Origin of the sequence: Parasphingorhabdus sp. (assembly GCF_048269865.1) — a bacterium.
Classification (GTDB): domain Bacteria; phylum Pseudomonadota; class Alphaproteobacteria; order Sphingomonadales; family Sphingomonadaceae; genus Parasphingorhabdus.
Genome location: NZ_JBLWUA010000002.1, coordinates 407,770 through 433,762, shown reverse-complemented (window position 1 = coordinate 433,762; position 25,993 = coordinate 407,770). Strand labels below are relative to the sequence as shown.

Genomic DNA, 25,993 nt, shown 5'->3' with positions numbered 1-25,993 from the left:
GCAAGGGTATCAAATATCGCGGCGAATATATTTTCCGCAAAGAAGGGAAGAAGAAATAAGCCATGGCGAATATTTCTCAGTTCAAACGGCGCCAGCAACGCGTACGCAGCAAATTGCGGAAGCGCGGGCTCTCAAAGCCTCGTTTGTCCGTGCATCGCACGAGCCGGCATATATATGCCCAGGTTATCGACGATTCCGAGGGCAAAACGCTGGCTTCCGCTTCGACCATCGACAAAGCGTCTACCGTCAAAACCGGTGCGGATAGCAAGGCTGCTGCCGACGTCGGCAAACGCGTTGCAGAAGCCGCCAAAAAGGCGGGCGTTAAAGAAGTAATTTTTGACCGTGGCGGGTTCCTGTTTCACGGACGTGTAAAGGCCCTGGCCGACGCAGCACGTGAAGGCGGATTGGAGTTTTAATATGGCTGATGAAAAAACAACACCAGAAGGCGCGGCACAGCCGGGCACCACTGGCGAAGGCAATCAGCCCGAAGCAGCTATTGCAGCCGAAGCCAAAACCGGCGGTCCTGAGCGTCAGTCGCGCGGTGGAAACCGTGGCGGTGCCGGCGGTCGTGATAACCGTGGTGGCGGTCGCGACAATCGCGGCGGTCGCAACAATCGCGGCGGTCGTGGTAACAATGACGGCGGCGAAGAGCTGATCGAGAAATTGGTCCACATCAACCGCGTTTCGAAAACGGTTAAAGGCGGTAAGCGCTTCGGTTTCGCTGCTCTGGTTGTGGTTGGCGACGGCAAGGGCCGTGCTGGTTTCGGCAAGGGCAAGGCTCGCGAAGTGCCGGAAGCAATCACGAAGGCGACTGCAGCTGCGAAGAAATCGATGGTACGTGTACCATTGCGCGAAGGCCGCACGTTGCATCACGACGGCACCGGCCATTTTGGTGCAGGTAATGTTACGGTTCGTTCGGCACCTGCGGGTACCGGTATCATCGCCGGTGGTCCTATGCGTGCCGTGTTCGAAAGCCTTGGCGTTTCTGACGTTGTGACCAAGTCCAACGGTACCGCCAATCCTTACAACATGATCCGCGCAACTTTTGCTGCTCTGGCAGATCAGTCCAGTCCAAAAGCTGTTGCTCAGCGGCGTGGCAAAAAAGTGACCGACCTGCTTTCACGTGCTGGCGGTTCGGCTGCAGAAGTGGCAGCTGATGCCGCTGCGGTTACGGAGTAATTTTGATGGCTAAATTGAAAATCAAACAGATCGGTTCTCCGATCCGGCGTCCGGAAGTTCAGCGCAAGACGCTGATCGGTCTCGGCCTCAACAAGATGCACCGTGTTTCCGAGCTGGAAGACACCGCGGAAGTCCGCGGCATGATCCGCAAGGTCCATCATCTGGTGGAAGTTGTCGAAGGGTAATACCTGCAACTTCCGTGCGAATAAAAGCGAAAGCGAGTACAAGACATGAAACTGAACGAACTTAAAGACAATGAAGGCGCGCGCAAGTCGCGCATGCGTGTTGGCCGGGGCATTGGCTCGGGCAAGGGCAAGACCGGCGGACGTGGCCAGAAGGGCCAGAAATCCCGTTCCGGTGTTTCGATCAACGGCTTCGAAGGCGGCCAGATGCCGCTCCACATGCGGCTGCCTAAACGCGGTTTCAACAACCCGTTCGGCACCGACTATGCGGAAGTGAACTTGGGCATGATCCAGAAGTTCATCGACAGCAAGAGCCTCGACACCAAAGGCACCATCGATCACGCAACGCTGAAAGCTGCGGGCCTGGCCCGGGGCGGCAAGGACGGCGTCCGGTTGTTGGCCAAGGGCGAGCTGACCGCGAAAATCACGATCGCCGTTGCCGGCGCTTCGAAAGCCGCTGTAGCAGCGGTCGAGAAGGCAGGCGGCAAGGTCGAAATTCTTGCTGCAGGCGGCGAACGCCGGGCGAAAGGTGAAAAGAAGGCTGTTCCTTCCAAGCCGGCCCGCGAGAAAAAAGCCGCAAACAAGGCTAAAAAGAAAGATTGATCTTCGAGAGGCGCTAGTTTTAGCGCCTCTTTTTCTGGCCCCTTGTTTTTGATGCGCTAACATCCGATATGGGCCGGGTTGCATAGCCGCAAAAGCGGCTATTCATCTCCGAGGATTGCAACAGAAGGCAATAGTTGGAGATGGACCTCTGCGACCGCAGGGGTGCGTTGCAAACTAATAGTGGGCAGGAAAGTCAAACATGGCATCAAGAGCCGATCAGGTCGCAGCGAATCTAAGCCTGTCAAAATTTGGCGAAGCCACCGAATTGCGGAAACGTATCTGGTTTACGCTGGGCGCGCTGATCATTTTCCGTCTGCTCAGCTTTGTGCCGCTGCCGGGCGTGGATCCGGTCGTGCTGGCCGATCTTTATGATCAGACACGTGGCGGCGTCCTCGATATTTTCAACACATTTTCCGGCGGTTCGCTGGAACGGATGAGTCTGATCGCGCTTGGCGTCATGCCTTATATTACCGCGTCGATCGTCGTTCAGTTGGCTGCTGCGTTGTCGCCAACGCTGGCCGCCGTGAAGAAAGAAGGCGAGGCAGGGCGCAAGAAACTCAATCAATATACCCGCTATGGTACCGTTGGCCTGACTGCGGTTCAGGGCTATTTCATCGCCGTCGGTCTTGAAAGTTTCGCGTCTCAATCCGGCCTGCAGGCCGTGGTCGAGCCGGGCTATATGTTCCGCATTGGCGCGGTCATCAGTCTCGTCGGCGGTACGTTGTTCCTGATGTGGCTCGGTGAACAGATCACCAGCCGCGGTATCGGCAACGGTATTTCCTTGATCATCATGGCCGGTATTGTCGCGCAGATGCCAACCTTTGTCGGCAACCTTATGGAAGGCAGCCGCACCGGGTCGATCAGCGCTCTGACGATCATCGGCCTGATTGCGATGGTTGCAGGATTGATCCTGTTTATCAGCTTCATGGAACGCGCGCAGCGCCGGGTGTTGATTCAATATCCGAAGCGAGCGACGCAAAATGGCGTGATGCAGGCTGACCGTAGTCACTTGCCGCTGAAGGTGAACACTGCCGGCGTGATTCCGCCTATTTTTGCTTCGTCGCTTTTGCTGATGCCGCTGACGGTGAGCCAGTTCGCTGGCAATGCTACCGCCGGTGAGACAGCATTCGGCGATTTCATCATCACCTTGAACCAATATCTGGCGCACGGGCAGCCGCTTTATATGGCGCTATATGCCGCCGGTATTATCTTCTTCTGTTTCTTCTACACCGCAGTGGTGTTCAATCCTGAGGAAACCGCGGAGAATCTGAAGAAAAACGGCGGCTTTGTGCCGGGTATCCGTCCTGGCAAGAACACCGCCGATTATCTTGATTATGTGCTGACCCGGATCACGGTGGTCGGTGCAGCCTATCTGGCGGTGGTGTGCGTTTTGCCGGAATATGTTATGGCACAAACCAATCTGCCGATTTTCTTCCTTGGCGGTACCAGCCTTTTGATTGTCGTTAACGTGACGGTCGATACGGTTACGCAAATCCAGAGCCATCTTCTGGCGCTGCAATATGGCGATCTGCTGAAGAAAGCGAAACTCAAGGGTGGCCGGCGCAAGCGCTAATTGCCGAATGCGCCAAATCGGCCATCTATTCATTCCATCATCACGGGGGTAATCGTATGGACATCATCTTGTTGGGACCACCGGGTGCCGGGAAGGGGACCCAGGCGGGCCGTCTGGAAGATGAGCACGGCATGGTACAGCTGTCGACGGGCGATATGCTTCGCGCAGCAGTGCAAGCCGGAACCGAAGTCGGGCTGAAAGCCAAGGCCTTGATGGACGCTGGTGCACTGGTGCCGGATGATGTGGTCTCGGGAATCATCGGCGAAAGGCTGGATGAATTGGGCCCCGAAAAAGGCGTGATTTTTGACGGCTATCCACGGACCGCCGCGCAAGCCGCTGCTCTGGACGAGATCCTGGCCGAACGAAACCGGGTGCTTTCCTACGTGATTGAGCTGGCAGTCGATGAAGATGCTTTGGTCGAGCGGATCACCGGTCGCTTCACCTGCGCCAAGTGCGGTGCCGGTTATCATGATACATTCAAACAGCCAGAAGTGGCTGGAGTCTGTGATGAATGCGGCTCTACCGAGTTCAAGCGCCGTCCGGACGATAATGAAGAAACCGTGCGGACCCGGATGCAGGAATATCGTGCGAAGACTGCACCGATTCTGCCGATCTACGAAGCGCGCGGCATTGTGCACCAGGTAAACGGCATGGGTAGCATGTCCGAAGTGAATGATGCTATCGAGGCGGTTCTGTCGCTCTGAACAGATTTTACGGGAGATATGGTCATGGCTAAGCTGGCATTCCACACAATTTTGGCAATGGCAGCACTGGGCACCGTGACCGCAGCACAGGCGGAAGTCACCAATACCGCTGACAATGGCTTTACCGTACAGCACCAGACCCTCATTGACGGGAACGCGGAGGCGGTCTGGAAAGCGATGATTGCGCCGTCGCGCTATTGGAATAGCGATCATAGCTGGACGGGGGACGCCGACAATTTTTATCTGATACCGCAAGCGGGCGGATGTTTTTGCGAACTGATCCGGACGACGTCAGCCGACAATATCAGAACATCGGACGGCAGCGTTCAGCACATGCGTGTGATCTATGCGCACAACAACAAAATGCTCCGGATGTCAGGTGCGCTGGGCCCGCTGCAGAGCGAGGCGGTTACCGGCACGTTGACGATGCTGCTCGACCCGCAGGGCGAAAAAACAGCGGTGCGTTTCACCTATAAAGTGGGCGGCTACATGGAATTTCCCATCGATCAGATGGCTCCCGCCGTGGATGGTGTGATTGGCGAACAGCTGACCCGCTTGTCGGCTTTGTTTGCTGGAGCGGATGTTCCCGACACCGATGGCGAGGACAGCTCGGCTGACCCCGCTGACAGCGAAGAGATGGACGCTGCCAAAGACGACGATCAGGACTGATTGTCGCTCACCCTCAACGCTTTACCAAAGCTATCGAATGGTTCTATGAAGGTCGGATACCCGTTGCCGACTCGAGGAGGTCGACAGCGATAATCGGGTCGCGCTGATATACAATATTGAGGGGTGTATAATGGCCGTTTCCGATCATGTAGATTTTCCGACATTCATGGAAGGCGTGAAGAAACGCAATCCAGGGCAGCCTGAATTTGTTCAGGCCGTACAAGAAGTCGCGATGGACATCTTTGACTTCATCCAGGACAAAGAAGCCTATCACACAGCGCAGATCCTGCGGCGTATTGCCGAACCTGACCGCGTGATATCGTTCCGTGTCTGCTGGGAAGACGACAATCACAATGTCCGCGTTCAGCGCGGTTTTCGTATCCAGAATAACAACGCGATTGGCCCGTACAAGGGCGGTATCCGCTTTCACCCCAGCGTGACGGAAAGCGTGCTGAAATTCCTGGCTTTCGAGCAGACGTTCAAAAACTCGCTGACCGGACTGCCAATGGGTGGCGGCAAGGGCGGTGCGAACTTCAACCCGAAGGGGAAGTCTGATGCCGAGGTCATGCGCTTCTGCCAGTCGTTCATGACCGAACTTTATCGTCATATCGGGCCGGACACGGATGTGCCCGCTGGCGATATCGGCGTGGGTGCCCGCGAGATCGGCTATATGTTCGGTCAGTACAAGCGGATCACCAATCGCTGGGAAGGCGTGCTCACTGGCAAAGGCCTGGAATATGGCGGTTCTCAAATGCGGCCAGAAGCGACTGGCTATGGCGCGGTCTATTTTATGCAGAATATGCTCAAGCATAAAAACGACTCGATTGACGGCAAAACCGCAGTGATTTCCGGGTCTGGCAACGTTGCAACCCATGCAGCGGAGCAGATCACCAAACAGGGCGGCAAGGTTCTCACGCTCTCGGATAGTGGCGGTTTCATTCACGATCCCGACGGGATTGATCAGGAAAAAATCGACTGGATCAAGGATCTGAAAAACAACAAACGCGGACGGATCAGCGAGTATGTCGATCATTTTACCGGCGCGACCTATCACGACGGCAGACGTCCATGGAGCGTTGCCTGCGATCTGGCGTTGCCGTGCGCGACCCAGAACGAACTCAATGAGGACGAAGCCAAGGAACTGGTCAGCAATGGCGTGATTGCCGTTTCGGAAGGCGCCAATATGCCGACGACGCTTGAAGGCGTCCACGTCTTCCACGATGCGAAGATCATGTATGGTCCGGGCAAAGCAGCCAACGCGGGGGGCGTTGCGGTTTCCGGTCTCGAAATGAGCCAGAATGCAGAGCGGATCAGTTGGAACCATGAACGCCTTGGCGAAATGTTGACAGATCTGATGGAAGGCATTCACGAAAAATGCGTGCAATATGGCGATCAGGGCGATGGCTATGTCGACTATGTGAAAGGCGCGAATATCGCGGGCTTCAAGAAAGTCGCTGATGCGATGCTGGCTTATGGTGTTCTCTAGCTTATAATTATCTTGCGCAAAAAAGCGCCATCGGCCAGATGTCGGGTCGATGGCGCAAGCGCAGAACCCGAAAAACAAGCGGCTTCAAAAGAAGCTCAAAGAGCCCTGCGAAATAGGCTGGTGCGAGCTCATTGATTTGCCCGCATTTGGCGTAACCAATCTTCATGCCAAAGTTGATACCGGCGCCGCGACATCGTCATTGCACGCCACCAGGATCAAATCTTTCAAAAAAGATGGCCGGGATTTTGTGCAGTTCACGATTCCGATGGGATCCGGCGTTGCCGATTATCATTGCGAAGCGCCGGTTTATGGCCAGCGCCGGATAAAAAGTAGCAATGGTGTCATGCAGACCCGATATGTGATAGAGACCGTCATGAAACTAGGACCGCTTGAATGGGTAGGTCATATGACGCTTGCCAATAGGCAGTCGATGATATTTCCGGTCCTGATAGGGCGCCGGGCGCTCAAGCGGGGGTTTCTCGTCAATAGTGCCAAGCGCTGGATGCTCGGTCGGCATGAAGAAAGATAAACTATGAAAATCGCCATGCTTGCCCGCAACCCGAATCTCTATTCGCATAAGCGCCTGATGGAGGCAGCCGAAGCGCGCGGCCATGAGATCGACATATTGAATACCACTCGCTGTACCGTGAATATTGCCAGCCACCGACCGACGATCACCTATAATGGTGATACGCTGGAAGGCTATGACGCGGTCATCCCGCGCATCGGGGCGTCGATCACCAATTACGGTACGGCTGTGCTGCGGCAGTTTGAAATGGCTGGCGTCTGGCCGCTCAACGAGAGCGTTGCCATTGGCCGCAGCCGGGACAAGCTGCGCTCGATGCAGATATTCGCCAAATATGGTCTGGGCTTGCCGCTTACCGCTTATGCAAATGATCCGAAGCAGGCGGAAGAGATCATAAGGGCCGTCAATGGTCCACCGGTGGTCATCAAGCTGCTCGAAGGCACCCAGGGCATCGGTGTCGTGCTCGCCGAGACGATGTCGAGCGCCAAGTCGGTGATCGAGGCTTTTCGCGGTGCCAATGTCAATATTCTGGTTCAGGAATTCATCAAGGAAGCCGGCGGTACCGATATCCGCGCGCTGGTCGTGGGTGGCAAAGTGGTGGCCGCGATGAAGCGGACCGGCGCGGCGGACGACTTCCGTTCCAATCTGCATCGCGGTGGCAGCGCCCAGATCGTTAAGATTACGCCGGAAGAGCGGTCTACCGCCGTGCGCGCGGCCAAGCATATGGGGCTCAATGTGTGCGGCGTCGACATGCTGCGTTCCAATCACGGTCCGGTAATCATGGAAGTAAACAGCTCGCCGGGTCTGGAGGGCATTGAAAATGCCACCGGCAAGGATGTTGCGGGCCAGATCATCGAATTTATGGAAAAAAATGCCAAGCCCGGAAAGACCAAGACCCGCGGCAAGGGGTAAGGGTAGGGCCTGAGGGCTCCCTGTTGTTGCTCGCTGCAGACCCTTAAATCACTTCATCCTCGTCGAGCAGCTGATTGCTGGTGATCGCGTCCTCGATTTTTTCCAGCCGCTGGCCCACCGTATCGAATATTCTCACTTCTGCGATGTGGAGCAACGCATCACCCTGATTGACAACGGGCAGGTTGCTGTGGCCGATGACAATGCCGTCCACCGGGGACAGGATCGCCTCTTCGCCATCCCCAAAAATATCGCTGATCCAGGCCACGATATCGCCCTTGTGGACCTTGGCCCCCGAAGACGCGACCAGTCGGCAGATGCCACCTTTGGTGGAGCGCAACCAGACGGTGCGGGTCGCCTGGGCGGGAGGTGCACCGCGCTTGCTCAGTCGTTTGGTTTCGATCATTGCCAGTTTCTTGAGGACCCGCAATATGCCGTTCACACCGGTGCGCACGGAAAACTCATCGAAGCGGAGTGCCTCGCCGGCTTCCATCAGCAGCATATCGACGCCCGCTTCCCGGGCCAGCGCGCGCAGGGAGCCGGGGCGCAAATCTGCTTCGATGATCACCGGCGGTCCGAAATCGATCGCCAGTTCCTTGAGCTCGGGATTGCCGGAGGCGATCCGGATCTGTGGCAGATTGTAGCGATGCTGTGCGGCGCTGTGGATGTCGATGCCGAGCGAGCAATGATCGATGATCTCGGTCGAAAAGATATTGGCCAGCTGTGAGGCCAGCGAACCCTTTTCGGCTCCAGGAAAGGACCGGTTCAGATCTCGGCGGTCGGGCAGGTAGCGGCTGTGGGTGATGAACCCGAACATATTGACCACTGGCACGAAGATGACGGTTCCGGACATTCGGGCCGGATGGAGTTTTTTCATCACCCGGCGAATAATTTCTGTGCCGATGATCTCATCGCCATGAATAGCGCCGCTGATAAAAATCGTCGGCCCGGTGCGCTTGCCGTGGAATACGCGCACTTCCATATTGGCGTGCATGCCAGCGGACAGATCGCTGATCGGAATCGCAATATCGCCGATTTTCCCGGGAGCGACCGTATGTCCGCCGATTTCGAACAGATCATGCTTGTTTCTATTGGTCATTGATTTCCCCCGGGTTGAGCATCCAAAGATGACGAATCAGGCCAAAGCGCAAGCAAATTTACAGACTGCCCCCGGCAAATGCCCAAAAAAGGAGCGCTGATCGCCAGCAACCGGGTATTCCAACTGCGCCTCGATGTCGGCATAGACGGTCTCCGTGCCCCGTCCTGCGACAAACCGGCTGGCCAGAATTGCCATCAGCTTGGTAGTGGGCGCCAACCAATGCTAGTCGGGTAGCCAGACACAGGTCTATCGTTGATTGTGCCGCCGCTCGACGCAATTGTAAATCAAGACGCCGCAGAAGGCTTGCGACCAGTTTTGTTTTCGGAGAAAGCGCATTCCTCCGCGCTTGACACCGCTGTCAACAACACCTAAATGACACTCATTCGAAACCGAATTGAACCGGCAGTGCCCTTAGTGGCGCGCGCTGGTTTTGTGCGTTTTGGGTGTGTTTTTAACGACTTGGCTATGAGATAGGTCCGGCGAATCGGTCCTGTGGAGCATGGAGAAAAATATTGGCACGTATTGCTGGGGTAAATATCCCAACTAACAAGCGCGTAATCATTGCGCTTACCTACATTCACGGTATCGGACGCACCGCTGCGGCTGAAATTGTTGAAAAACTGAAGATTGATCCAGCCCGTCGGGTTCAGGACCTCACCGATCAGGAAATTTTGCACATTCGTGAAACGATTGATGCCGAACATACGGTTGAAGGTGATTTGCGGCGTGAAGTTGCAATGAACATCAAGCGTCTGATGGATCTGGCCTGCTATCGCGGCCTGCGTCACCGTAAAGGCCTGCCGGTCCGCGGACAGCGTACGCATACCAATGCGCGTACCCGCAAAGGCAAGCCCAAGGCGATTGCTGGCAAAAAGAAATAAGACTTGTCTCCGGATAAGTATCTTCAAGATATTAGGTAGGAATTGATCACATGGCACGCGAACCGCAGCGCTTAAAGAAAAGTGCGCGCAAAAATATTTCGGCAGGCGTAGCGCACGTCAACGCCACATTTAACAATACGATGGTCACCATCACCGATGCTCAGGGCAATGCGATAAGCTGGTCCTCGGCTGGCATGATGGGTTTTAAAGGCTCCCGCAAGTCGACACCTTATGCTGCCCAGGTTGCAGCGGAAGACGCTGGCAAGAAAGCGGCTGATCATGGTGTGCGGACTCTTGAGGTCGAAGTGAAAGGTCCAGGCTCCGGTCGCGAATCTGCTCTTCGTGCGCTTCAGGCTGTTGGCTTCACGATCACCTCGATTCGTGATGTCACACCGATCCCGCATAACGGTGTTCGTCCATCCAAAAGACGCCGCGTCTAATACCGCTCGAGTTTCGGGGACGACCGGTCGGTCAGTTCCACATTTTTAAAATTCAGAGCGGTGATGACGTCCACAGCCGCTCTTTGAACCACTAGGGGAAGTCCATGACTGTCAATATGAAGAACTGGCAAGAACTGAAGAAGCCCAACGTCCTCGACATCAAACCCGGCGGTGATCCAAAGCGCAAGGCAACCTTTGTTGCTGAGCCTCTGGAACGCGGCTTTGGCCTGACCATGGGTAACGCGCTGCGCCGCGTCCTTCTGTCTTCGCTTCAGGGTGCGGCAGTTACCTCGATCAAGATCGAAAATGCCTTGCACGAGTTTTCGTCGCTGCCCGGCGTTCGTGAAGATGTGACAGACATCGTTCTGAACATCAAGCAGATCGCTTTGAAAATGGAGAGCGAAGACGCCAAGCGTCTGCAGCTGTCCGCAACCGGGCCTGGCGAAGTCAAGGCTGGCGATATTGCGGTCTCCGGCGACATCGAGATCATGAACCCGGATCTCGTGATCTGTCATCTCGACGAAGGTGCTTCGCTGAATATGGAACTGACCGTCAATGTCGGTAAGGGCTATGTTCCAGCTGTTGCAAACCGTCCCGCCGACGCGCCGATCGGATTGATTCCGATCGACTCGCTCTATTCTCCGGTCCGTCAGGTCTCCTATAAGGTCGACAATGCCCGCGTTGGTCAGGAACTCGACTTTGACAAGCTGAACCTGACCATCGAAACCGATGGCACAGTCAGCCCGGAAGATGCGATCGCTTATGCGGCCCGCATTTTGCAGGATCAGTTGCAGCTTTTCGTCCATTTCGAAGAAGCTCTGGAGCAGGTTTCCTCGCCAATCGGCATGGCCGCTCAGCAGAGCCAGGCAGAAAGCGATGCCAACCAGCTCAACCGTTACCTGCTCAAAAAGGTCGACGAACTGGAACTCAGCGTTCGCTCCGCCAACTGTCTCAAGAACGACAATATCATCTATATTGGCGATCTCGTGCAGAAGACCGAAGCCGAAATGCTGCGCACCCCGAACTTTGGCCGCAAGTCCTTGAACGAAATCAAGGAAGTGCTGTCGAGCATGGGTCTGCGTCTCGGCATGGACATCCCCGGATGGCCGCCTGAAAATATTGAAGAAATGGCCAAGAAGCTCGAACAGGAGCTGCTGGGTTAAACGTACAACCGTCTGTTCCGGCGCAGTCCGGACGGATACCAGGGGTTCATTGGTGATGCCCCTTTAAAATCACCTGCTGCGGGGTACCTCATACGGCCCCTTAACGAACGAAGGAAATATCATGCGTCATAGAATGAAGGGCCGCCGGATGCAGCGGACCGGTGCACATCGTCAGGCTCTGCTGAAGAATCTGGCTGCGGCACTGATCAAGCACGAACAGATCATGACCACACTTCCGAAAGCCAAGGAACTGCGCCCGGTTGTCGAAAAACTGATAACGCTCGGCAAGCGTGGTGGTCTGTCCAACCGTCGTATCGCGCATTCGCGTTTGATGGATGAGACCCAGGAAAAGAAACTCTTCGAAGTACTCGCCGATCGTTACGCCGATCGCAATGGCGGCTATACCCGCATCATCCGCGCCGGTTTCCGTGCGTCTGATGCTGCGCCGATGGCGATCATCGAGCTGGTTGACCGCGATGTTGACGCGAAGGGGCAGGACAGCGGTCCTGACCAGAGCGCACAGGATGAATACGAAGAGGCCTGAGCCGCTTCCGTCCGTTAACAGTTTCAATTGATAATAGAGGCCGTGAGCGATAAGCTTGCGGCCTCTTTCTTTTGTCGAGGTGTTTATGCGTAGTTTGACTGTTCTGACATTGGCCACCGGATTGGCTCTGGCATCTCCTGCGCTCGCCAACGATCATGAAAATAAGGACGTTTCGCTGACCTATCCAGAGACCAGTACCGTTGATGTCGTGGAAGAACAATTTGGTGAATATATTTCCGACCCCTATCGGTGGCTGGAAAACGATGTGCGGGAAGATTCCGATGTTGCCGAATGGGTGAAGGCGCAGAATGCCGTTACCGACGCTTATCTCGAAAAGCTGCCGGGACGTGACGCTCTGGCCAAATCGATGACGGAATTGTTCGATTATGATGATCTGAGCAATCCGGTAGAAGCCGGCGGCAAATATTTCTACGAGCGCAAGAGCGGCGGCCAAAATCAGGCCGTGCTCTATGTTCGTGATGGTGCGGATGGCGAAGAACGGGCACTGATTGATCCGGCTACCTGGTCGGACGACGGCGCGACGGCGCTGGCCGGCTGGAAACCATCGGGGGATGGCAGCCTGCTCGTTTATGCGATTCAGGATGGCGGTTCCGACTGGCGTACGCTGAAGGTTCTCGATGTCACAACCGGTGAAGTGCAGCCGGATAACATCGAATGGGCCAAGTTCACCGATCTGGCGTGGATGCCAAACAATGTCGGCTTTCTCTATTCGCGCTTCCCGGAGCCGGAAGGCGGCGAGGCGTTTCAGTCGCTGAACAGCAACCATGCGGTCTATCTGCATCCGATTGGCGCTGATCAGGCGAACGATACGCGCGTATATGCAACGCCGGACCAGCCCGACCTCAATCATTCAGCGGAACTGACTTCCGACAAGGAATGGGTGGTGATCACGTCCTCGTCCGGCACTGACGCGCGCTATGACATCACGCTGATCAAGGTCGATGCGCCAAAGCTTGAAATACGCAAGCTCGTCAGCGGCTTTGAAAATGACTGGCGGCTGATCGATGGTGATGGTGATACGCTCTATTTCATCACCAACAAGGATGCGCCGCGGTTGCGAGTGGTCAAAACCGATCTGAGCGCGGAAAAGCCTGAGTTCACTGAACTGGTCGCAGAGAGCGACGCCGTCATTGACGGGGCGATGATCGTCGGTGACCGGCTGGTCGTCAGCTATCTCGTCGATGCCAAGAGCCAGCTTTCCACATTTGATCTCGATGGCAATGCGCTCGGCACGCTCGACCTCCCCGGGCCAGGGCAGGTGGGCGGCCTCAGTGGTTCGATGAAAAGCGATGAAGGCTTTTTCAGCTTTCAAAGCTTCAACCGGCCAACCACGGTTTTCCGTTACCAGCCTTCATCTCAACCCACCGTCTGGGCGGCACCGTCGCTGCCTTTTGATCCGGAAATGGTGGAAGTCACGCAGCGCTTTTACAAAAGCAAGGACGGCACCAAGATCCCGATGTTTCTGGTCCACATGAAGGGACAGGATCTCTCGGAAGGTGCGCCGACGCTGCTCTATGGCTATGGCGGGTTCAATATCTCGGTATTGCCGCAATATAAGCCGGCCTGGATGGCCTGGATCAAGGCGGGCGGTGTCTTTGCCTCGGCCAATCTGCGCGGCGGCGGAGAATATGGCAAGGATTGGCACGACGCTGGCCGGCTGCAGAACAAGCAGAATGTCTTCGATGATTTTATCGCTGCCGGCGAATATCTGATCAGCGAGGGCATTACGCCGAAGGACGGTCTGGCGATCGAGGGCCGGTCCAACGGAGGTCTGCTGATCGGTGCGGTGATGAACCAGCGGCCTGATCTGTTCACCGCCGGCCATGCTGCTGTCGGCGTCATGGACATGCTCCGCTTCGACCGGTTTACGGCCGGGCGCTATTGGGTCGACGATTATGGCTATCCGAACAAGGAGCAGGACTTCAAAAACCTGCTGACCTATTCGCCTTATCATAATATCAAATCCGGGGTTGATTATCCCGCCCTGATTGTCTCTACCGCAGACACCGACGACCGCGTCGTTCCCGGTCACAGCTTCAAATATACTGCGCGGTTGCAGGCGCTGGATACGGGCGATGCACCACATCTAATCCGCATCGAGACCCGCGCTGGCCACGGCAGCGGCAAACCGACCGACAAGCTGATCGAGGAATATTCGGATATCTACGCCTTTCTGGCGGATGCGACCGGACTCCGCCTGACCGAATAGCGACCGGCACCTTGGTTTCTGCTGCTTCCCCGAGAGAGGAGACGTTTGCTCTGCTAACTTCTGTTCATAAAAACAGCCACTAACCTTAACGACGCCTGTCGAGCCAGTTCAGTCTCTACTCAACCGGAGTCCGCTAAAAGGGTTTTGCAAGCTCGGGAAAAGGTTTCGAGCAGTGTGAAAGGAAAGTGGACATGAACAAGTTGAACAAGGCTCTGGTCGGAACCGCTGCTGCCGCTGCAATGGCCGTTTCTGCAACCCCCGCAATGGCCCGCGACGGGCATAAGGGCGGGCCGAGTGCTGGCGAAGTGATCGCCGGTGTAGCGATCGTTGGCGCAATTGCGGCAATTGCCAGCTCCAGCAACAAGGACCGCAGATATCGCGACAATTATCGCGGTGACCGATATTCTGACAATCGTTATGGCAACCGCTATCGCCAGATTGGGCAAAGGCAAGCCGTGAACCGTTGCGTGCGCGCCGCTGAACGCGGAGCTACCAACTATGGTCGCGCCAATGTCACTGACATCCGCGACGTCGACCGGACGCGCTATGGCTACCGGGTGAAGGGCCGGATTCTGGTCGAACAGAACCGGGGCCGCTATCAGCGGGCCCGCTATGCGGACAACGGTAAGTTTACCTGCTATATTGAAGGCAACCGGGTGAGCGACGTCCGCTACAGCGGCCTTAGTTACGCCCGTCGCTAAGCGCGATGTGCGACATCAACCAACCCAATATGGTTCAGCCTGGTGACAGGCTGGGCCATCTATATTCTGTCCCATCGCAGCATTGGGAATATAGGAGCTGCGCTTGATAGGGGTATCTCATATGACCAAGATGACCAGATTTTCAGCCGTGGCTGCAGCCGCCGCACTATGTTTTTCAGGCGTTTCGCCAGCCATGGCTGCGCCCATGCACAGCAGCGCTGGTATTGCCACCCCGATCGATACGACGGCCCTCGGCTGGTCTGTCGAAACCGACAAGGCCAACGGCTGGCGCGACTATCGTGGTTACCGAGGGTATCGTGGATATCGGGGCTATCGCCGTCATCGTGATGGGATCAGCGGCGGCGACGTTCTGGCCGGCATCCTGGTGATAGGCGGCATTGCCGCCATCGCTAGCGCGGCCTCAAAAAACAGTCGTGACCGACGCTATGAAGACCGCGATTATCGCAGCGATAACGCGCGCTATGATAATCGTCGGGCCGACAGCCGCTACGATCGAGAAGGCGGCGACATGCAATCGGCGATCAACGCCTGTTCCGATGCTGCAGAGCGTCAGGCGGGGCGCGATGCCCGCGTCGCCGCGATCGAATCCGTTGTCCGCGACGGCGCTGGCTGGCGGGTGGAAGGGGAACTGGCAAACAGTGCCCAGCGTACATTTCTTTGCGGCGCCAGTGATGGCCGCGTTGATTTTGTGCAACTGGAGGATGGCGGTCTCGCTTTCGCGAACTAGACCGCGGTGCGTCCGAATTCCTGACGGGTGACCGGGTGTGAGCCGCTCAGGCCGCCATCGACGGCAATCGCCTGACCATTCACATAGGATGAACGATCAGAGGCCAGAAACAGGGCTACCTCGGCCATTTCCATGGGCGAGGCGCCGCGGCGCAGCGGGTTGAGATAGCCGAGCCGGTCTTCCTTGCCCTTCTCTCGAGCCTTGTCATAGATGAATTGCGTCATGCCGGTTTCGGTAATGCCGGGGCAGATCGCGTTGCAGCGGACATTGGACGTCGCAAACTGTTGCGACGCCACTTTCACCAGATTGATGACGCCGGCCTTGGAGGCGGAATAAGCGGGGCCACCGGCACCAGACCGGATCCCGGCAACGCTCGCGGTACAGATGATCGAGCCGCCGTGCTTGCTTTCGGCAATCACCTTCCCGGCATATTTGCACGCCAGGAACGGTCCGATCAGATTGACCCGCAGCACTTCCTGCCACTCGGCCACACTGCTGTCGAAAATTCCCTCAAAGCCGCCGCCGATACCGGCATTGGCGAAGAACACGTGCAGATCGCCAAAGCGCTGTTCCGCGGCATCCACCAGCATCTCAACATCGCCCTCGGATCCGGCGTCAGCCTTGATCGCGATGATATTGCCTTCGGAGCCCTTAGCCGTGTCCTCGACCGCGTCGGTGACGTCGCTGGCAATGACCTTGGCACCATGTTCCGCAAAGAGCAGAGCCGCCGCTCGACCAATGCCGCTGCCGGCACCGGTGATGATTGCGACTTTGTCTTTGAGGTCCATATTAGGCTCCTGCGCGTTTTGCGGCCTCCCAACCGGCTTGTGCCAGCGGAGTTACCCGATCCGACATTTCGGCTGCCGCAGCGCTGTTGGCAGTGCCGTCGGCCACCCGCTTCTGAATGCCTTGCAGAATAGCAGCAATGCGGAACAAATTATAGGCCAGATACCAGTCCATCGGTGGCAGCTCGGCCATGCCCGATTTCTCACAATAGCGGGCAACCGCTTCCTCGCGAGAGGGGATGCCCAGAGGCTCCAGATCGACGCCCTTCAAGCCGCTGCGGCCCTCGGGTTCCATTTCATAGGCCATCAGCCAATAGGCAAAATCGGCAATCGGATCGCCGAGGGTCGACAGCTCCCAGTCGAGCACCGCGATCACCTTCGGTTCGTCATGCGCGAAAATCATGTTATCGAGCCGGTAGTCGCCATGCACGATGCCAAAGCTTTTCTGTTCCGGAATGGTTTTGGTCAGCCATTCGATCAGCTTGTCCATCTCCGGAATTTCCTGCAGTTCGGACAGCCGGTATTGCTGCGTCCAGCGGGAAATCTGCCGTTCGCAATAATTGCCGGGCTTGCCATGCTTTTCCAGGCCCAGTTCTTTTGGATCATAGCTGTGCAGCAGCGCCAGCGTATCGATCATCTCGAAATAGATCGCGCGGCGCTCTTCGGGATTGCTGTTGGGCAGGGTGCCGTCCCACAGCGTACGGCCATCGGCCATGCCCATGACGTAGAACATCGTGCCGATGACACTGTCATCATCACACAGGCCATAAGGCTTGGCGACGGGGAACCCGGCCGGATAGAGTCCGGCAATCACCCGGAACTCCCGGTCGACGGCATGGGCCGAAGGCAGCAATTTGCCGAACGGTTTCTTGCGCAGCACATAAGAGGTTTCTGGCGTATCGATTTTATAGGTTGGATTGGACTGGCCGCCCTTGAACTTGCTCAGCGTGAGCGGTCCGGCAAAACCCTCGACATTGGCCTCCATCCATTTTTGCAGCGCCGCTTCGTCGAGCTTGTCCTTCTCCGGCACTTCCATCGTACCGGTCATATCTTCCTGTGGATTCATGGAAGTCCCTCTTCGTTTAGCTAAAGACAATCACGGACCGTGCCGCATCACCTTTTTTCATTTTCTCAAAACCGTCGTTGATCTGCTCTAGCGGAATCGTCTCGGCTACAATGCTATCCAAATCGAGGAGTCCGCGCAGATAAAAATCGACCAGACGCGGGATATCGACCGGGAAGCGATTGGAACCCATCAGCACGCCCTGCAGCTTCTTGCCGGACAGCAGATCCATGGCGCTGAGGCCGACCTTGTGGTCAAGCGGCATCATACCAAGCATGGTGGCTGTGCCGCCGCGTTTCAGCGAACCGACGGCCAGATCACCGGACGCGGGGCGTCCCACCGCTTCCACGGCATGATCGACACCACCCTTGGTCAGCTCGACTATTTGCTCCGCCGCGTCATCGGCCGAAGCATCGATAACATCGGTTGCGCCCAGTTGGATGGCCAGATCGCGTTTTTCCTTGATCGGGTCGGCGGCAATGATCCGGCCGGCACCGGCAATCTTGGCCGCATTGATCGTCGCGAGTCCGACTCCGCCGCAGCCGATGACAGCGACGGTTTCACCCGGCGTCAGCTTGCAGGAGTTGAAGATCGTTCCGGCTCCGGTGGTTACGGCGCAACCAATCACGGCGGCGCGGTCCAGCGGCATATCCGGGTCGATCCGGACGCAGGCATGTTCGTGGATAAGCATCTGTTCGGCAAAAGCCGAAAGATTGAGCATTTGTCCGACGGTTGATCCGTCCGGGCGGGTAATGCGCGGCGCTTCGTCCGGACGTCGCCGGGTATCTGCGCCCAGACATAGCGACATCCGGCCTGTCACGCAGAATTCGCAATGTCCGCAATAGGCTGACAGGCAGGAAACAACAGCATCGCCAACCGCGACCGTGCGAACTTCGCTGCCGACCGCCTCAACAATCCCGGCCGCCTCGTGTCCCGGAATCGCGGGCAGGGGATGTGGATAGCTGCCATCGATGAAATGCAGATCCGAATGGCAAAGCCCGCAGGCTGCCGTCCGGATCAACACTTCATGCGGCCCCGGCTTTGAGATCATGACCTCTTCGATAACGAGCGGCTTGCCCGTTTCGACCAGTACGGCTGCCTTCATGATCAGCTCCTAGCGGGTGACCGCAAGGTCACCTGATGAGAACTCTTCCTTCATCTTGCTGCCGTCTGCGGTCTCGGCATATTTGCCATATTCCATTTTCGCGATCGTACGATTGTGCACTTCATCCGGGCCGTCGGCGAGCCGCAGGGTCCGCTGATGGGCGTAGGCGCTGGCCAGGCCAAAATCGTTGGAAACACCGCCGCCGCCATGGGCCTGGATCGCATCATCGATGATTTTGAGCGCCATATTCGGAGCCTGAACCTTGATCATGGCGATTTCGGCCTTGGCATATTTGTTGCCGACCTTGTCCATCATGTCCGCCGCTTTCAGGCAGAGCAGACGGCTCATGTCGATATCAATCCGCGCCCGGGCAACGCGTTCGTCCCAGATGCTGTGCTCGGAAATGCGTTTGCCGAAGGCGATCCGCGATTGCAGGCGCTTGACCATTTTCTCGAGTGCTTCCTCGGCGACACCGATAGTCCGCATGCAGTGGTGGATACGACCGGGCCCGAGGCGACCCTGAGCAATTTCAAAGCCGCGGCCTTCACCGAGAATGACATTGGATGCAGGTACCCGAACATCCTTCATTTCGACTTCCATGTGGCCATGCGGCGCATCGTCATAGCCAAACACTGGCAAGTGACGCAGGACCTTTACGCCGGGCGCGTCGGTCGGCATCAGGATCTGCGACTGCTGTGTATAGCGGCTGCCCTCAAAACTGGTCTTGCCCATTACGATGGCGATCTTGCAGCGCGGGTCGCCGAGGCCCGACGACCACCATTTGCGGCCGTTGATGACATATTCGTCGCCATCCCGGACGATAGCGGTTTCGATGTTGGTTGCATCGGAGGATGCAACGGCCGGTTCGGTCATCAGGAAGGCGGAACGGATTTCACCGTTCATCAGCGGGCGCAGATATTGCTCCTTCTGTTCCAGCGTACCGTAACGGTGAAACACTTCCATGTTGCCGGTATCGGGCGCGGAACAGTTGAACACTTCCGAGGCAAAGCTGACGCGGCCCATTTCCTCGGCGCACAGCGCATATTCCAGATTGGTCAGGCCGGGACCTTCGAATTCGAACGTATCATCAATATGCGGCAGGTTCGGATTGGAAGGTGGCATGAACAGGTTCCAGATACCTGCTTCCTTGGCTTTCTTCTTTTCTTCCTCGATGACCTGCAGAACTTTCCAGCGCTCGCCAGTCGATTCTTCTTCCTGGAAATCGGCGATACGCGGGCGCAGATGATTCTCGATATGCTCGCGTACCCGGTTGCGCCAATATTCCTGCTTTTCGGTGAGATCGAAATCCATTCCTGCGTCCTTTTCTGCGTTTTTATAATTTAACTATACGATTAACTTATCAGAGGCAGCCACGCTTTGCCACAGCGAAACTGCGCGCCTGCGAATTTATTGGTCCTTGGTCGACCTTGCGGCAGCCAAAGCTGCAACGCGCGCTTCATGATCATCACGGTTGATCGGAAAGCGATAAAAAATCAAGGCGCCGGCAATGGAAAGTACCAAAACTATCAGCGCATAGAATATCATCAGGTTCTCGATCACTGGCAGCGCCACTTCACCGGGTTGTGCCTTGTCGGGCACGCCAGAAAGGCTGACGATCAGGCCGGCGCAGAATATGCCTATGCCGGTCCCGCACTTTTGTACAAAAAACCATCCGGCGGAAAAGACGCCTTCGGTGCGCCTGCCGGTTTCAATCTCGGATGCCTCGACAATGTCGGCGACCATCGATTGAGACGTGATCATCGTCACCACGTTGGCGGTAGTGGCCAGAAAGGTAAAGCCGAAGACCAGTGTCGTAGAGGCTTGTCCGCCGACTTCCGGCCATAGGCCTGACAGGTTAAAGGCGAACGGTATTATCCAGAAGATCATGCCGACCAGCCCTCCGACGATTGCGACCGCCCGCTTGCCAAAGGCTTTTGTCAAAGGCGTGACCAAGAAGAAGGATCCGACCACGCTGCCGAAAAGCACGATGGGATAGAAGAAGAATGCCGGCTGCGAAAACTTCCAGACATAAAGAAACAGATAGTTGGATATCGTGAAAGTCATGCCCTGATTGATATAGGCGACCGCACCAGCGCCAAACAGGATCAGCGCCGCTTTGTGGGTTAGCGCCTCCCGGATTTCGTGGAAACTTTCATATAGGCTGGTTTTCTTGGGCCGCTTGTCGGGCCAGTGGGCGACGCGCTTGTGCTGGCCGCCAGCGGATATGAGCATCGCCGTCGCCATCATGGCACCGCCGACCAGACCATAATGCCAATAGCCGGTTTCATTGAGCAGACCGACCGGATGTTCGGCGTCGGGAACAAGGAATACGATATAGCCAAGGAACAGCATGACCAGCCCTCCAGCCCAGCCGAACAGATAGCGATAGCGCATGATCACCGTGCGCTCGTCATAGTCGCGTGTCAGTTCCGGAATCAGCGAGGCCGATGGCACCTCGCAGCAGGACACAAGCACCCGCACCAGGATGGCGATCAAAAGCAGATATAGGAATATCCAGCCCCCGAGGCTGGCCGGAGCGGCCCATAGCAAGATCCAGGCGAAGCCGAGCGGAATTGGCGCGATATACAGCCAGGGCAAGCGCTTGCCCCACTTGGTATAGGTTCGGTCGCTGAGGTGGCCGATGATCGGATCTGCAATGGCATCAACGAACAACGCCAGCATCAAGGCCAGAGAAACCAGGCGGGCATCGAGACCAATAACCTGATTGTAGAACAGCAGCAGGAAGGCCGAGAAGCCGTTGTCTTTTACGCCATAGGTAATGGAACCGGTGCCGTGGAACAATTTGATCCGCAACGGGACATGATCGGTCGCCGCCGTCATTGGCTGGCCAACCAGACGCGGCTCACGATTCCGATAATGGCCTTTGTCACGGCCAGTCCCGGCGGGTCAGAGCGACCCGCTCTGGCGCTTTCAGATTGCATCCATTCCTGCTCCCAAAACGGGTGTTTTTCTTTGCTGCATAGGCCGGTCCGCTTTTGGACGTCAAACGATTACATCGGCGGAATCAGGGGGACGCTACGGAATCCGACCTCTCTAATTTTGGTGCAAATTTTTATACGATTTCCAAGGCGGGAATGATTGAACCGGGGGCTTGTCCTATGATAAGCAGCAGTTAACCGATCAATTAAAGGAATTTCGTGATGTCTGACCTGGAAACCTTCCGCGCAGAGACTGCTGCATGGCTTGAGGCCAATTGTCCGCCGGAGATGCGGCAGCCGATGGTCGACGAAAGCGACGCCGTTTGGGGCGGGCGCAATCCGACTTTCAAGCCGGGCCAGAAGGAATGGCTGGATGTCATGGCGGCCAAGGGCTGGACGGTGCCCGACTGGCCAAAGGAATATGGCGGCGGCGGACTGTCGCGCGCCGAAACCAAAATCCTCGGACAGGAAATGGCGCGGCTCAAATGCCGCTCGCCACTGTCCAGCTTTGGTATCTGGATGCTCGGCCCCGCGCTGCTGCATTTCGGCACCGAAGCGCAGAAGAAATATTTCCTGCCGCCGATCGCGCGCGGTGAAATCCGCTGGTGCCAGGGCTATTCGGAGCCCGGCTCCGGCTCCGATCTGGCCTCGCTGCAAACCAGCGCCGTCGATCAGGGCGACCATTTTGTCATCAACGGCCAGAAGATCTGGACCAGCTATGCTGACAAGGCCGACTGGATTTTCTGCCTGACACGGACCGACAAGACTGAAAAGCACAAGGGCATTTCCTTCATGCTCTTTGACATGACCAATGAAGGCGTGAGCACCAAACCGATCGTACTGATCTCCGGTCAGTCTGCCTTCTGCGAAACCTTTTTCGACGATGTGAAAGTGCCGAAGGAATATGCCGAGGGGGTTTCCTCGGTCGTCTATGAAGTGAACAAGGGCTGGGATGTGGCCAAATATCTGCTGGGCCACGAGCGCAGCATGATTTCCGGTGGCGGTTCGGAAGGCGCGACCTCGCTCGGCGCAAAATTCGCCGATCAATATGGTCGCGACGAAATGGGCCGCCTCGACGATCCGATGCTGCGGGCGCAAATGGCCGAGATGGATATTGAAGTGCTGGCCTTTCGCGCCATGGCCGAACGGTTCGGCGATACGTTCAAGGCTGGCCTGTGCCACCCGGCTCAGCCCAATATGATGAAATATGCGGGCACCGAGATCAACAAGCGCCGCCATGAACTGATCATGTCGGCTGGCGGCAGCGAAGTGCTCGAGTGGGAGAGCGAAGCCACCAATGGCGGGCTCACCGCGCGCAGCTGGTTGCGGACCAAGGCAAACAGCATTGAAGGCGGCACCAGCGAAGTGATGCTGAACGTCGTTTCCAAACAGATTCTGCAATTGCCCGGCGCCTGAGCCAGATAAGCCAAAACATTACATTTTGAGAGGATGAGAAGCGATGCCGCTTTATCTAAATGATGACCAACAGATGCTGCAGGACAGCGCCGCCGACTTCATGAAAGGCGAGGGCGACGTCGCCCATTTCCGCAAATTCCGCGATATGAACTGCAAGGACGGCTTTTCTCACGACCTGTGGAAGAAATTTGCCGAGATGGGTTTTACCGGGATCATGATCGCGGAAGACGAAGGCGGGCTTGGCCTTGGCCATATTGAAGCCGGAGTGGTGCTGGAGCAGATCGGCAGGAACCTGACGCCATCGCCATTCCTGACCACCGCAGTCGCTGGGGTCGAGGCGCTGAATGCGGGCGGCAAGGCGCTGCGCGACAAATATTTCCCAGGCATTCTGGCCGGTGACCGCGTTCTGGCGCTAGCGATCGACGAAGGCGCAAAGCATCGGCCCGATCAGATCAGCATGGCGGCGACCCGAGAAGGCAATGGTTTCAAGCTGGATGGCAAGAAGCAATTTGTCGTGCAGGGCGGCTCGGCGGACACCCTGATCGTTGCAGCCCGTACCAGCGGCAGCGCCGGTGACGAAAAGGGGCTGACCCTGTTTGCGGTGGATACCGATGCTGCCGGCCTGAGCCGGGACAGCGTGCGCCTGGTCGACAGCGCCATGGCCGCGCATGTCGAGTTTGATGGCGTCCTTGTCGACGCCGATGCCGTGATCGGCGAAGTCGATGAAGGGGATGCCGTGTTGAAGCGCCTTCTCAACGCCGGTCGGGCCGGTTCTGCCGCTGAAATATTGGGGGTCGGCGCCGGGTCGATGGATATCACCGTCGATTATATCAAGGGCCGCAAGCAATTCGACAAGATCATTGCGACGTTTCAGGCGCTGCAGCACCGCATGTCGCATCTCTACAGCGAGATGGAAATTGCCCGCGCAACGGTTCTGAAAGCGCAGCAGATGCTGGACGAGGGCTCCTCAAAGGCTGAATTGATGGTATCGGTCGCCAAAGCCAAGGCGGGCAAGGCGACCTCGCTTTCGGTCAAGGAAGGCGTCCAGATGCACGGCGGCGTCGGCATGACCGACGAATATGATATCGGCCTCTATATGAAGCGCGACCGCGCGCTGCAGGAATTCATGGGCGATGTGAATTATCACACCAATCTCGTCGCCGAAATGCACGGCTATTAAAGGAACAGACTGATGGATTTTAACAAGCTTTTCTCGCTCGAGGGCCGCGTTGCCCTTGTCACCGGCGGTCAGCGCGGTATCGGCGCGATGATCACCGAAGGCTTTCTGGACCAAGGCGCGAAAGTCTATATCTCCGGTCGCAAGGCGGATCAGGGCGAAGCCGCCGCCGCCGAATTCGGCGACAAATGCATTTATATTCAGGGCGATATCTCGACCTATGAAGGGTGCAAGGCCTTGGCCGCAGAAATTGCGTCGCGGGAAGACAAGCTCGATATTCTGGTGAACAACGCCGGCGTCGCCTGGGGCGAGGAATATCTTTCGTTCCCGGAATCCGGCTGGGACAAGGTCATGGACACCAATGTCAAAGGCCTGTTCTTCCTGACTCAGGCCTTGCATCCGCAATTGAAAGCGGCAGCCAGCTTTGAACGGCCTGCCAAGGTCATCAACATCGCATCGATCGACGGCATGAAGGTCAATCCCTGGGAGACCTACAGCTATCAGGCATCGAAAGCAGCGGTGATCCATCTGACCCGTAAAATGGCGTCCAAGCTCGTGCAGGAAGATATCATCATGACCGGCATCGCGCCGGGTGCCTTTGCTTCGTCGATGAACAAGGCCGCCCGTGATCACGAGAATGCGGTAGAAAAGGGAATCCCGGCCAAACGCATTGGCCGCCCCGAAGATATGGCGTCTGCTGCAATATTTCTTGCCAGTGCGGCTGGCGATTATGTCGTGGGCACGACGATCCCGGTCGATGGTGGCATCGTCAATGCGGCCAATCCCGGTGCAACGATAGACCCTTGATCCGGCTTTGCCGCTTGACGGTTTCTACTCCAAGCTGTATTAATAAGGCAATACAGCTTGGAGATATGCTCATGACCCCCAAATATCTGATTTTATTTGCCGCTCTGCCGCTGGCGCTTTCTGCATGCTCAAAGGCGGAGGACGATTCCGGTGACGGCAGCGGTGTGTCGATCGATTTCAGTGATGACAGCAAGCCCGGCGCGGAAAAGATCAAAATCGGCGGGGATGACGACAGCAAATTCTCGATCAAGGCCGACGGCTTCTCGATGGATATCGATCTGCCTTCGATCACGCTCGACAGCGATGATTTCGACATGAACAATGTCGATCTATATCCCGGCAGCCAGATCACCAGCTTTGATATTGAAGATGCCAAGGGCCAGGGTGGCAAGGTGCAAATCAGTTTCAAATCCCCGGTCGACGCAGACAAGCTGGCCGACTGGTATGCCGACCAACTGACAGGCAAGGGTTTTGACGTGGTCCGCGACGGTAGCAGTCTGTCTGGCAAAACCGATGAAGGCGATCCTTTCGCCCTGGCTGTGACCGAAATCTCTGCCGCGCAATCCAAAGGCGTGCTGGAATTCTCCGAAAGCAAATAAGCGGCAGTCCCGCGCCCGATATCGTCATCCTGAACTTGTTTCAGGATCCCGTGAGATTGACCAGTGCCGACGGAGGTCCTGAAACAAGTTCAGGATGACGGGCGTTGGGGCCAATCCCTTGGCACCCGGCCACCACTCCCTTCCCGAACTGGCCCACCAACAATCGCCGCCGTTATCGGGGAGGCGACAGCCCTTGAGGCTGAAGGAGCGGACGATCGGTCCAAGCCCTGCGTGCGGAGGGCAGCCAATTCTGTTTTGGAGCAACCGTGTATTACACTTCTCAGTTGCAAAAAACGCAACTGCAATGGCTCCGTTTTCAATTGAAACCCGAATAACTTGCGACCATTTGCGCCCTGTAAGTTACGCAGGAAAAGAGATGTTTGACAGGCGTTGGAATAAGGAAAAAATCCATGAGAACGCTTTTCAATATTGTCGCAGCCCTGTCCGTTAGCAGCGTAATTCTGC

27 protein-coding genes are annotated in these 25,993 nt (G+C 56.6%); 21 read left to right on the top strand and 6 right to left on the bottom strand.

Annotated elements, in window-relative coordinates; genetic code table 11:
- Positions 1 to 62 precede the first annotated feature (62 nt).
- The 10 genes from rplR to rimK all read left to right on the top strand — a co-directional run bounded on the left by rplR (position 63) and on the right by rimK (position 7,834).
- A complete protein-coding gene (rplR, locus tag ACN0WW_RS04330; protein WP_417609724.1) occupies positions 63 to 416 on the top strand; it encodes a 50S ribosomal protein L18 in 354 nt (117 codons plus the stop codon).
- Position 417: 1 nt separating this feature from the next.
- Positions 418 to 1,179 (top strand): 30S ribosomal protein S5, encoded by a 762-nt coding sequence (gene rpsE, locus ACN0WW_RS04325; RefSeq protein ID WP_417609722.1) that lies wholly within the window; start codon positions 418 to 420, stop codon positions 1,177 to 1,179.
- Positions 1,180 to 1,184: 5 nt separating this feature from the next.
- Positions 1,185 to 1,364, top strand: coding sequence for a 50S ribosomal protein L30 (gene rpmD / locus ACN0WW_RS04320; protein ID WP_417609720.1), 180 nt, complete (start codon positions 1,185 to 1,187; stop codon positions 1,362 to 1,364).
- Positions 1,365 to 1,409: 45 nt separating this feature from the next.
- Complete coding sequence (rplO, locus tag ACN0WW_RS04315; RefSeq protein ID WP_417609718.1) at positions 1,410 to 1,964, top strand: 50S ribosomal protein L15; 555 nt, start codon at positions 1,410 to 1,412, stop codon at positions 1,962 to 1,964.
- Between the two features lie 199 nt (positions 1,965 to 2,163).
- A complete protein-coding gene (gene secY, locus ACN0WW_RS04310; protein ID WP_417609716.1) occupies positions 2,164 to 3,537 on the top strand; it encodes a preprotein translocase subunit SecY in 1,374 nt (457 codons plus the stop codon).
- A gap of 56 nt (positions 3,538 to 3,593) precedes the next feature.
- Entirely contained in the window at positions 3,594 to 4,241 is a 648-nt protein-coding gene (locus ACN0WW_RS04305) for an adenylate kinase (protein WP_417609714.1), read from the top strand.
- Positions 4,242 to 4,265: 24 nt separating this feature from the next.
- Positions 4,266 to 4,910: a hypothetical protein gene (locus tag ACN0WW_RS04300; protein WP_417609712.1), complete on the top strand. Its 645-nt coding sequence runs from the start codon at positions 4,266 to 4,268 to the stop codon at positions 4,908 to 4,910.
- Positions 4,911 to 5,040: 130 nt separating this feature from the next.
- Positions 5,041 to 6,396 carry an NADP-specific glutamate dehydrogenase gene (gene gdhA / locus ACN0WW_RS04295; protein ID WP_417609710.1) on the top strand — a complete coding sequence of 452 codons (1,356 nt, stop codon included), beginning with the start codon at positions 5,041 to 5,043 and terminating at the stop codon, positions 6,394 to 6,396.
- A 49-nt stretch (positions 6,397 to 6,445) separates the two neighbouring features.
- Positions 6,446 to 6,925: an ATP-dependent zinc protease gene (locus ACN0WW_RS04290; RefSeq protein ID WP_417609708.1), complete on the top strand. Its 480-nt coding sequence runs from the start codon at positions 6,446 to 6,448 to the stop codon at positions 6,923 to 6,925.
- Between the two features lie 3 nt (positions 6,926 to 6,928).
- Complete coding sequence (rimK, locus tag ACN0WW_RS04285) at positions 6,929 to 7,834, top strand: 30S ribosomal protein S6--L-glutamate ligase (protein WP_417609706.1); 906 nt, start codon at positions 6,929 to 6,931, stop codon at positions 7,832 to 7,834.
- Positions 7,835 to 7,877: 43 nt separating this feature from the next.
- On the opposite strand, the gene ACN0WW_RS04280 is transcribed toward rimK, so the two are convergent.
- A complete protein-coding gene (locus ACN0WW_RS04280) occupies positions 7,878 to 8,930 on the bottom strand; it encodes a succinylglutamate desuccinylase/aspartoacylase family protein (RefSeq protein ID WP_417609704.1) in 1,053 nt (350 codons plus the stop codon).
- Between the two features lie 512 nt (positions 8,931 to 9,442).
- Here ACN0WW_RS04280 and rpsM point away from each other — a divergent pair.
- The 7 genes from rpsM to ACN0WW_RS04245 all read left to right on the top strand — a co-directional run bounded on the left by rpsM (position 9,443) and on the right by ACN0WW_RS04245 (position 15,637).
- Complete coding sequence (gene rpsM / locus ACN0WW_RS04275) at positions 9,443 to 9,811, top strand: 30S ribosomal protein S13 (RefSeq protein WP_339691954.1); 369 nt, start codon at positions 9,443 to 9,445, stop codon at positions 9,809 to 9,811.
- 50 nt (positions 9,812 to 9,861) lie between these two features.
- Entirely contained in the window at positions 9,862 to 10,251 is a 390-nt protein-coding gene (gene rpsK / locus ACN0WW_RS04270) for a 30S ribosomal protein S11 (protein WP_089132898.1), read from the top strand.
- A gap of 104 nt (positions 10,252 to 10,355) precedes the next feature.
- Positions 10,356 to 11,414: a DNA-directed RNA polymerase subunit alpha gene (locus ACN0WW_RS04265; protein ID WP_417609701.1), complete on the top strand. Its 1,059-nt coding sequence runs from the start codon at positions 10,356 to 10,358 to the stop codon at positions 11,412 to 11,414.
- A 121-nt stretch (positions 11,415 to 11,535) separates the two neighbouring features.
- Positions 11,536 to 11,958, top strand: coding sequence for a 50S ribosomal protein L17 (gene rplQ, locus ACN0WW_RS04260; protein WP_417609699.1), 423 nt, complete (start codon positions 11,536 to 11,538; stop codon positions 11,956 to 11,958).
- 85 nt (positions 11,959 to 12,043) lie between these two features.
- A complete protein-coding gene (locus ACN0WW_RS04255; protein ID WP_417609697.1) occupies positions 12,044 to 14,188 on the top strand; it encodes a prolyl oligopeptidase family serine peptidase in 2,145 nt (714 codons plus the stop codon).
- Between the two features lie 191 nt (positions 14,189 to 14,379).
- Positions 14,380 to 14,889, top strand: coding sequence for a hypothetical protein (locus tag ACN0WW_RS04250; RefSeq protein WP_417609695.1), 510 nt, complete (start codon positions 14,380 to 14,382; stop codon positions 14,887 to 14,889).
- 121 nt (positions 14,890 to 15,010) lie between these two features.
- On the top strand, positions 15,011 to 15,637 hold the full coding sequence (locus ACN0WW_RS04245) for a hypothetical protein (RefSeq protein ID WP_417609693.1): 627 nt from the start codon (positions 15,011 to 15,013) through the stop codon (positions 15,635 to 15,637).
- On the opposite strand, the gene ACN0WW_RS04240 is transcribed toward ACN0WW_RS04245, so the two are convergent.
- The 5 genes from ACN0WW_RS04240 to ACN0WW_RS04220 form a co-directional block, all read right to left on the bottom strand.
- Positions 15,634 to 16,425 (bottom strand): SDR family NAD(P)-dependent oxidoreductase, encoded by a 792-nt coding sequence (locus ACN0WW_RS04240; protein ID WP_417609691.1) that lies wholly within the window; start codon positions 16,423 to 16,425, stop codon positions 15,634 to 15,636. The two genes, ACN0WW_RS04245 and ACN0WW_RS04240, sit on opposite strands and share 4 nt — an antisense overlap.
- 1 nt (position 16,426) lies before the next feature.
- Positions 16,427 to 17,488 carry a phosphotransferase family protein gene (locus tag ACN0WW_RS04235; protein ID WP_417609689.1) on the bottom strand — a complete coding sequence of 354 codons (1,062 nt, stop codon included), beginning with the start codon at positions 17,486 to 17,488 and terminating at the stop codon, positions 16,427 to 16,429.
- A 16-nt stretch (positions 17,489 to 17,504) separates the two neighbouring features.
- A complete protein-coding gene (locus ACN0WW_RS04230) occupies positions 17,505 to 18,590 on the bottom strand; it encodes a Zn-dependent alcohol dehydrogenase (protein WP_417609687.1) in 1,086 nt (361 codons plus the stop codon).
- A 9-nt stretch (positions 18,591 to 18,599) separates the two neighbouring features.
- Complete coding sequence (locus ACN0WW_RS04225; protein WP_417609685.1) at positions 18,600 to 19,901, bottom strand: acyl-CoA dehydrogenase family protein; 1,302 nt, start codon at positions 19,899 to 19,901, stop codon at positions 18,600 to 18,602.
- Positions 19,902 to 19,997: 96 nt separating this feature from the next.
- Entirely contained in the window at positions 19,998 to 21,431 is a 1,434-nt protein-coding gene (locus ACN0WW_RS04220) for an MFS transporter (protein WP_417609683.1), read from the bottom strand.
- 320 nt (positions 21,432 to 21,751) lie between these two features.
- Between ACN0WW_RS04220 and ACN0WW_RS04215 the strand changes: the two genes are divergently transcribed.
- From ACN0WW_RS04215 to ACN0WW_RS04200, 4 genes are all read left to right on the top strand, one after another.
- Positions 21,752 to 22,945, top strand: coding sequence for an acyl-CoA dehydrogenase family protein (locus tag ACN0WW_RS04215; protein WP_417609681.1), 1,194 nt, complete (start codon positions 21,752 to 21,754; stop codon positions 22,943 to 22,945).
- A 43-nt stretch (positions 22,946 to 22,988) separates the two neighbouring features.
- Positions 22,989 to 24,125: an acyl-CoA dehydrogenase family protein gene (locus ACN0WW_RS04210; protein ID WP_417609679.1), complete on the top strand. Its 1,137-nt coding sequence runs from the start codon at positions 22,989 to 22,991 to the stop codon at positions 24,123 to 24,125.
- A gap of 12 nt (positions 24,126 to 24,137) precedes the next feature.
- The gene (locus ACN0WW_RS04205) at positions 24,138 to 24,929 is read left to right on the top strand and encodes an SDR family oxidoreductase (protein WP_417609677.1); all 792 of its coding nucleotides are present in this window, start codon (positions 24,138 to 24,140) and stop codon (positions 24,927 to 24,929) included.
- A 71-nt stretch (positions 24,930 to 25,000) separates the two neighbouring features.
- Positions 25,001 to 25,528 (top strand): hypothetical protein, encoded by a 528-nt coding sequence (locus tag ACN0WW_RS04200; RefSeq protein ID WP_417609675.1) that lies wholly within the window; start codon positions 25,001 to 25,003, stop codon positions 25,526 to 25,528.
- The last annotated feature ends 465 nt before the right edge of the window (positions 25,529 to 25,993 follow it).

Bases quoted from the DNA above. Each gene is read 5' to 3' on its own strand.
- rpmD (WP_417609720.1), top strand. From the start codon at position 1,185: ATGGCTAAATTGAAAATCAAACAGATCGGTTCTCCGATCCGGCGTCCG.
- ACN0WW_RS04230 (WP_417609687.1), bottom strand. From the start codon at position 18,590: ATGAAGGCAGCCGTACTGGTCGAAACGGGCAAGCCGCTCGTTATCGAA.
- rplO (WP_417609718.1), top strand. From the start codon at position 1,410: ATGAAACTGAACGAACTTAAAGACAATGAAGGCGCGCGCAAGTCGCGC.
- ACN0WW_RS04215 (WP_417609681.1), top strand. From the start codon at position 21,752: ATGTCTGACCTGGAAACCTTCCGCGCAGAGACTGCTGCATGGCTTGAG.
- ACN0WW_RS04245 (WP_417609693.1), top strand. From the start codon at position 15,011: ATGACCAAGATGACCAGATTTTCAGCCGTGGCTGCAGCCGCCGCACTA.
- ACN0WW_RS04240 (WP_417609691.1), bottom strand. From the start codon at position 16,425: ATGGACCTCAAAGACAAAGTCGCAATCATCACCGGTGCCGGCAGCGGC.
- ACN0WW_RS04265 (WP_417609701.1), top strand. From the start codon at position 10,356: ATGACTGTCAATATGAAGAACTGGCAAGAACTGAAGAAGCCCAACGTC.
- rpsE (WP_417609722.1), top strand. From the start codon at position 418: ATGGCTGATGAAAAAACAACACCAGAAGGCGCGGCACAGCCGGGCACC.
- ACN0WW_RS04220 (WP_417609683.1), bottom strand. From the start codon at position 21,431: ATGACGGCGGCGACCGATCATGTCCCGTTGCGGATCAAATTGTTCCAC.
- ACN0WW_RS04305 (WP_417609714.1), top strand. From the start codon at position 3,594: ATGGACATCATCTTGTTGGGACCACCGGGTGCCGGGAAGGGGACCCAG.
- rplR (WP_417609724.1), top strand. From the start codon at position 63: ATGGCGAATATTTCTCAGTTCAAACGGCGCCAGCAACGCGTACGCAGC.
- ACN0WW_RS04235 (WP_417609689.1), bottom strand. From the start codon at position 17,488: ATGAATCCACAGGAAGATATGACCGGTACGATGGAAGTGCCGGAGAAG.
- rplQ (WP_417609699.1), top strand. From the start codon at position 11,536: ATGCGTCATAGAATGAAGGGCCGCCGGATGCAGCGGACCGGTGCACAT.
- ACN0WW_RS04210 (WP_417609679.1), top strand. From the start codon at position 22,989: ATGCCGCTTTATCTAAATGATGACCAACAGATGCTGCAGGACAGCGCC.
- ACN0WW_RS04290 (WP_417609708.1), top strand. From the start codon at position 6,446: ATGGCGCAAGCGCAGAACCCGAAAAACAAGCGGCTTCAAAAGAAGCTC.
- ACN0WW_RS04255 (WP_417609697.1), top strand. From the start codon at position 12,044: ATGCGTAGTTTGACTGTTCTGACATTGGCCACCGGATTGGCTCTGGCA.
- ACN0WW_RS04225 (WP_417609685.1), bottom strand. From the start codon at position 19,901: ATGGATTTCGATCTCACCGAAAAGCAGGAATATTGGCGCAACCGGGTA.
- secY (WP_417609716.1), top strand. From the start codon at position 2,164: ATGGCATCAAGAGCCGATCAGGTCGCAGCGAATCTAAGCCTGTCAAAA.
- ACN0WW_RS04280 (WP_417609704.1), bottom strand. From the start codon at position 8,930: ATGACCAATAGAAACAAGCATGATCTGTTCGAAATCGGCGGACATACG.
- ACN0WW_RS04205 (WP_417609677.1), top strand. From the start codon at position 24,138: ATGGATTTTAACAAGCTTTTCTCGCTCGAGGGCCGCGTTGCCCTTGTC.
- rimK (WP_417609706.1), top strand. From the start codon at position 6,929: ATGAAAATCGCCATGCTTGCCCGCAACCCGAATCTCTATTCGCATAAG.
- gdhA (WP_417609710.1), top strand. From the start codon at position 5,041: ATGGCCGTTTCCGATCATGTAGATTTTCCGACATTCATGGAAGGCGTG.
- ACN0WW_RS04250 (WP_417609695.1), top strand. From the start codon at position 14,380: ATGAACAAGTTGAACAAGGCTCTGGTCGGAACCGCTGCTGCCGCTGCA.
- ACN0WW_RS04300 (WP_417609712.1), top strand. From the start codon at position 4,266: ATGGCTAAGCTGGCATTCCACACAATTTTGGCAATGGCAGCACTGGGC.
- rpsK (WP_089132898.1), top strand. From the start codon at position 9,862: ATGGCACGCGAACCGCAGCGCTTAAAGAAAAGTGCGCGCAAAAATATT.
- ACN0WW_RS04200 (WP_417609675.1), top strand. From the start codon at position 25,001: ATGACCCCCAAATATCTGATTTTATTTGCCGCTCTGCCGCTGGCGCTT.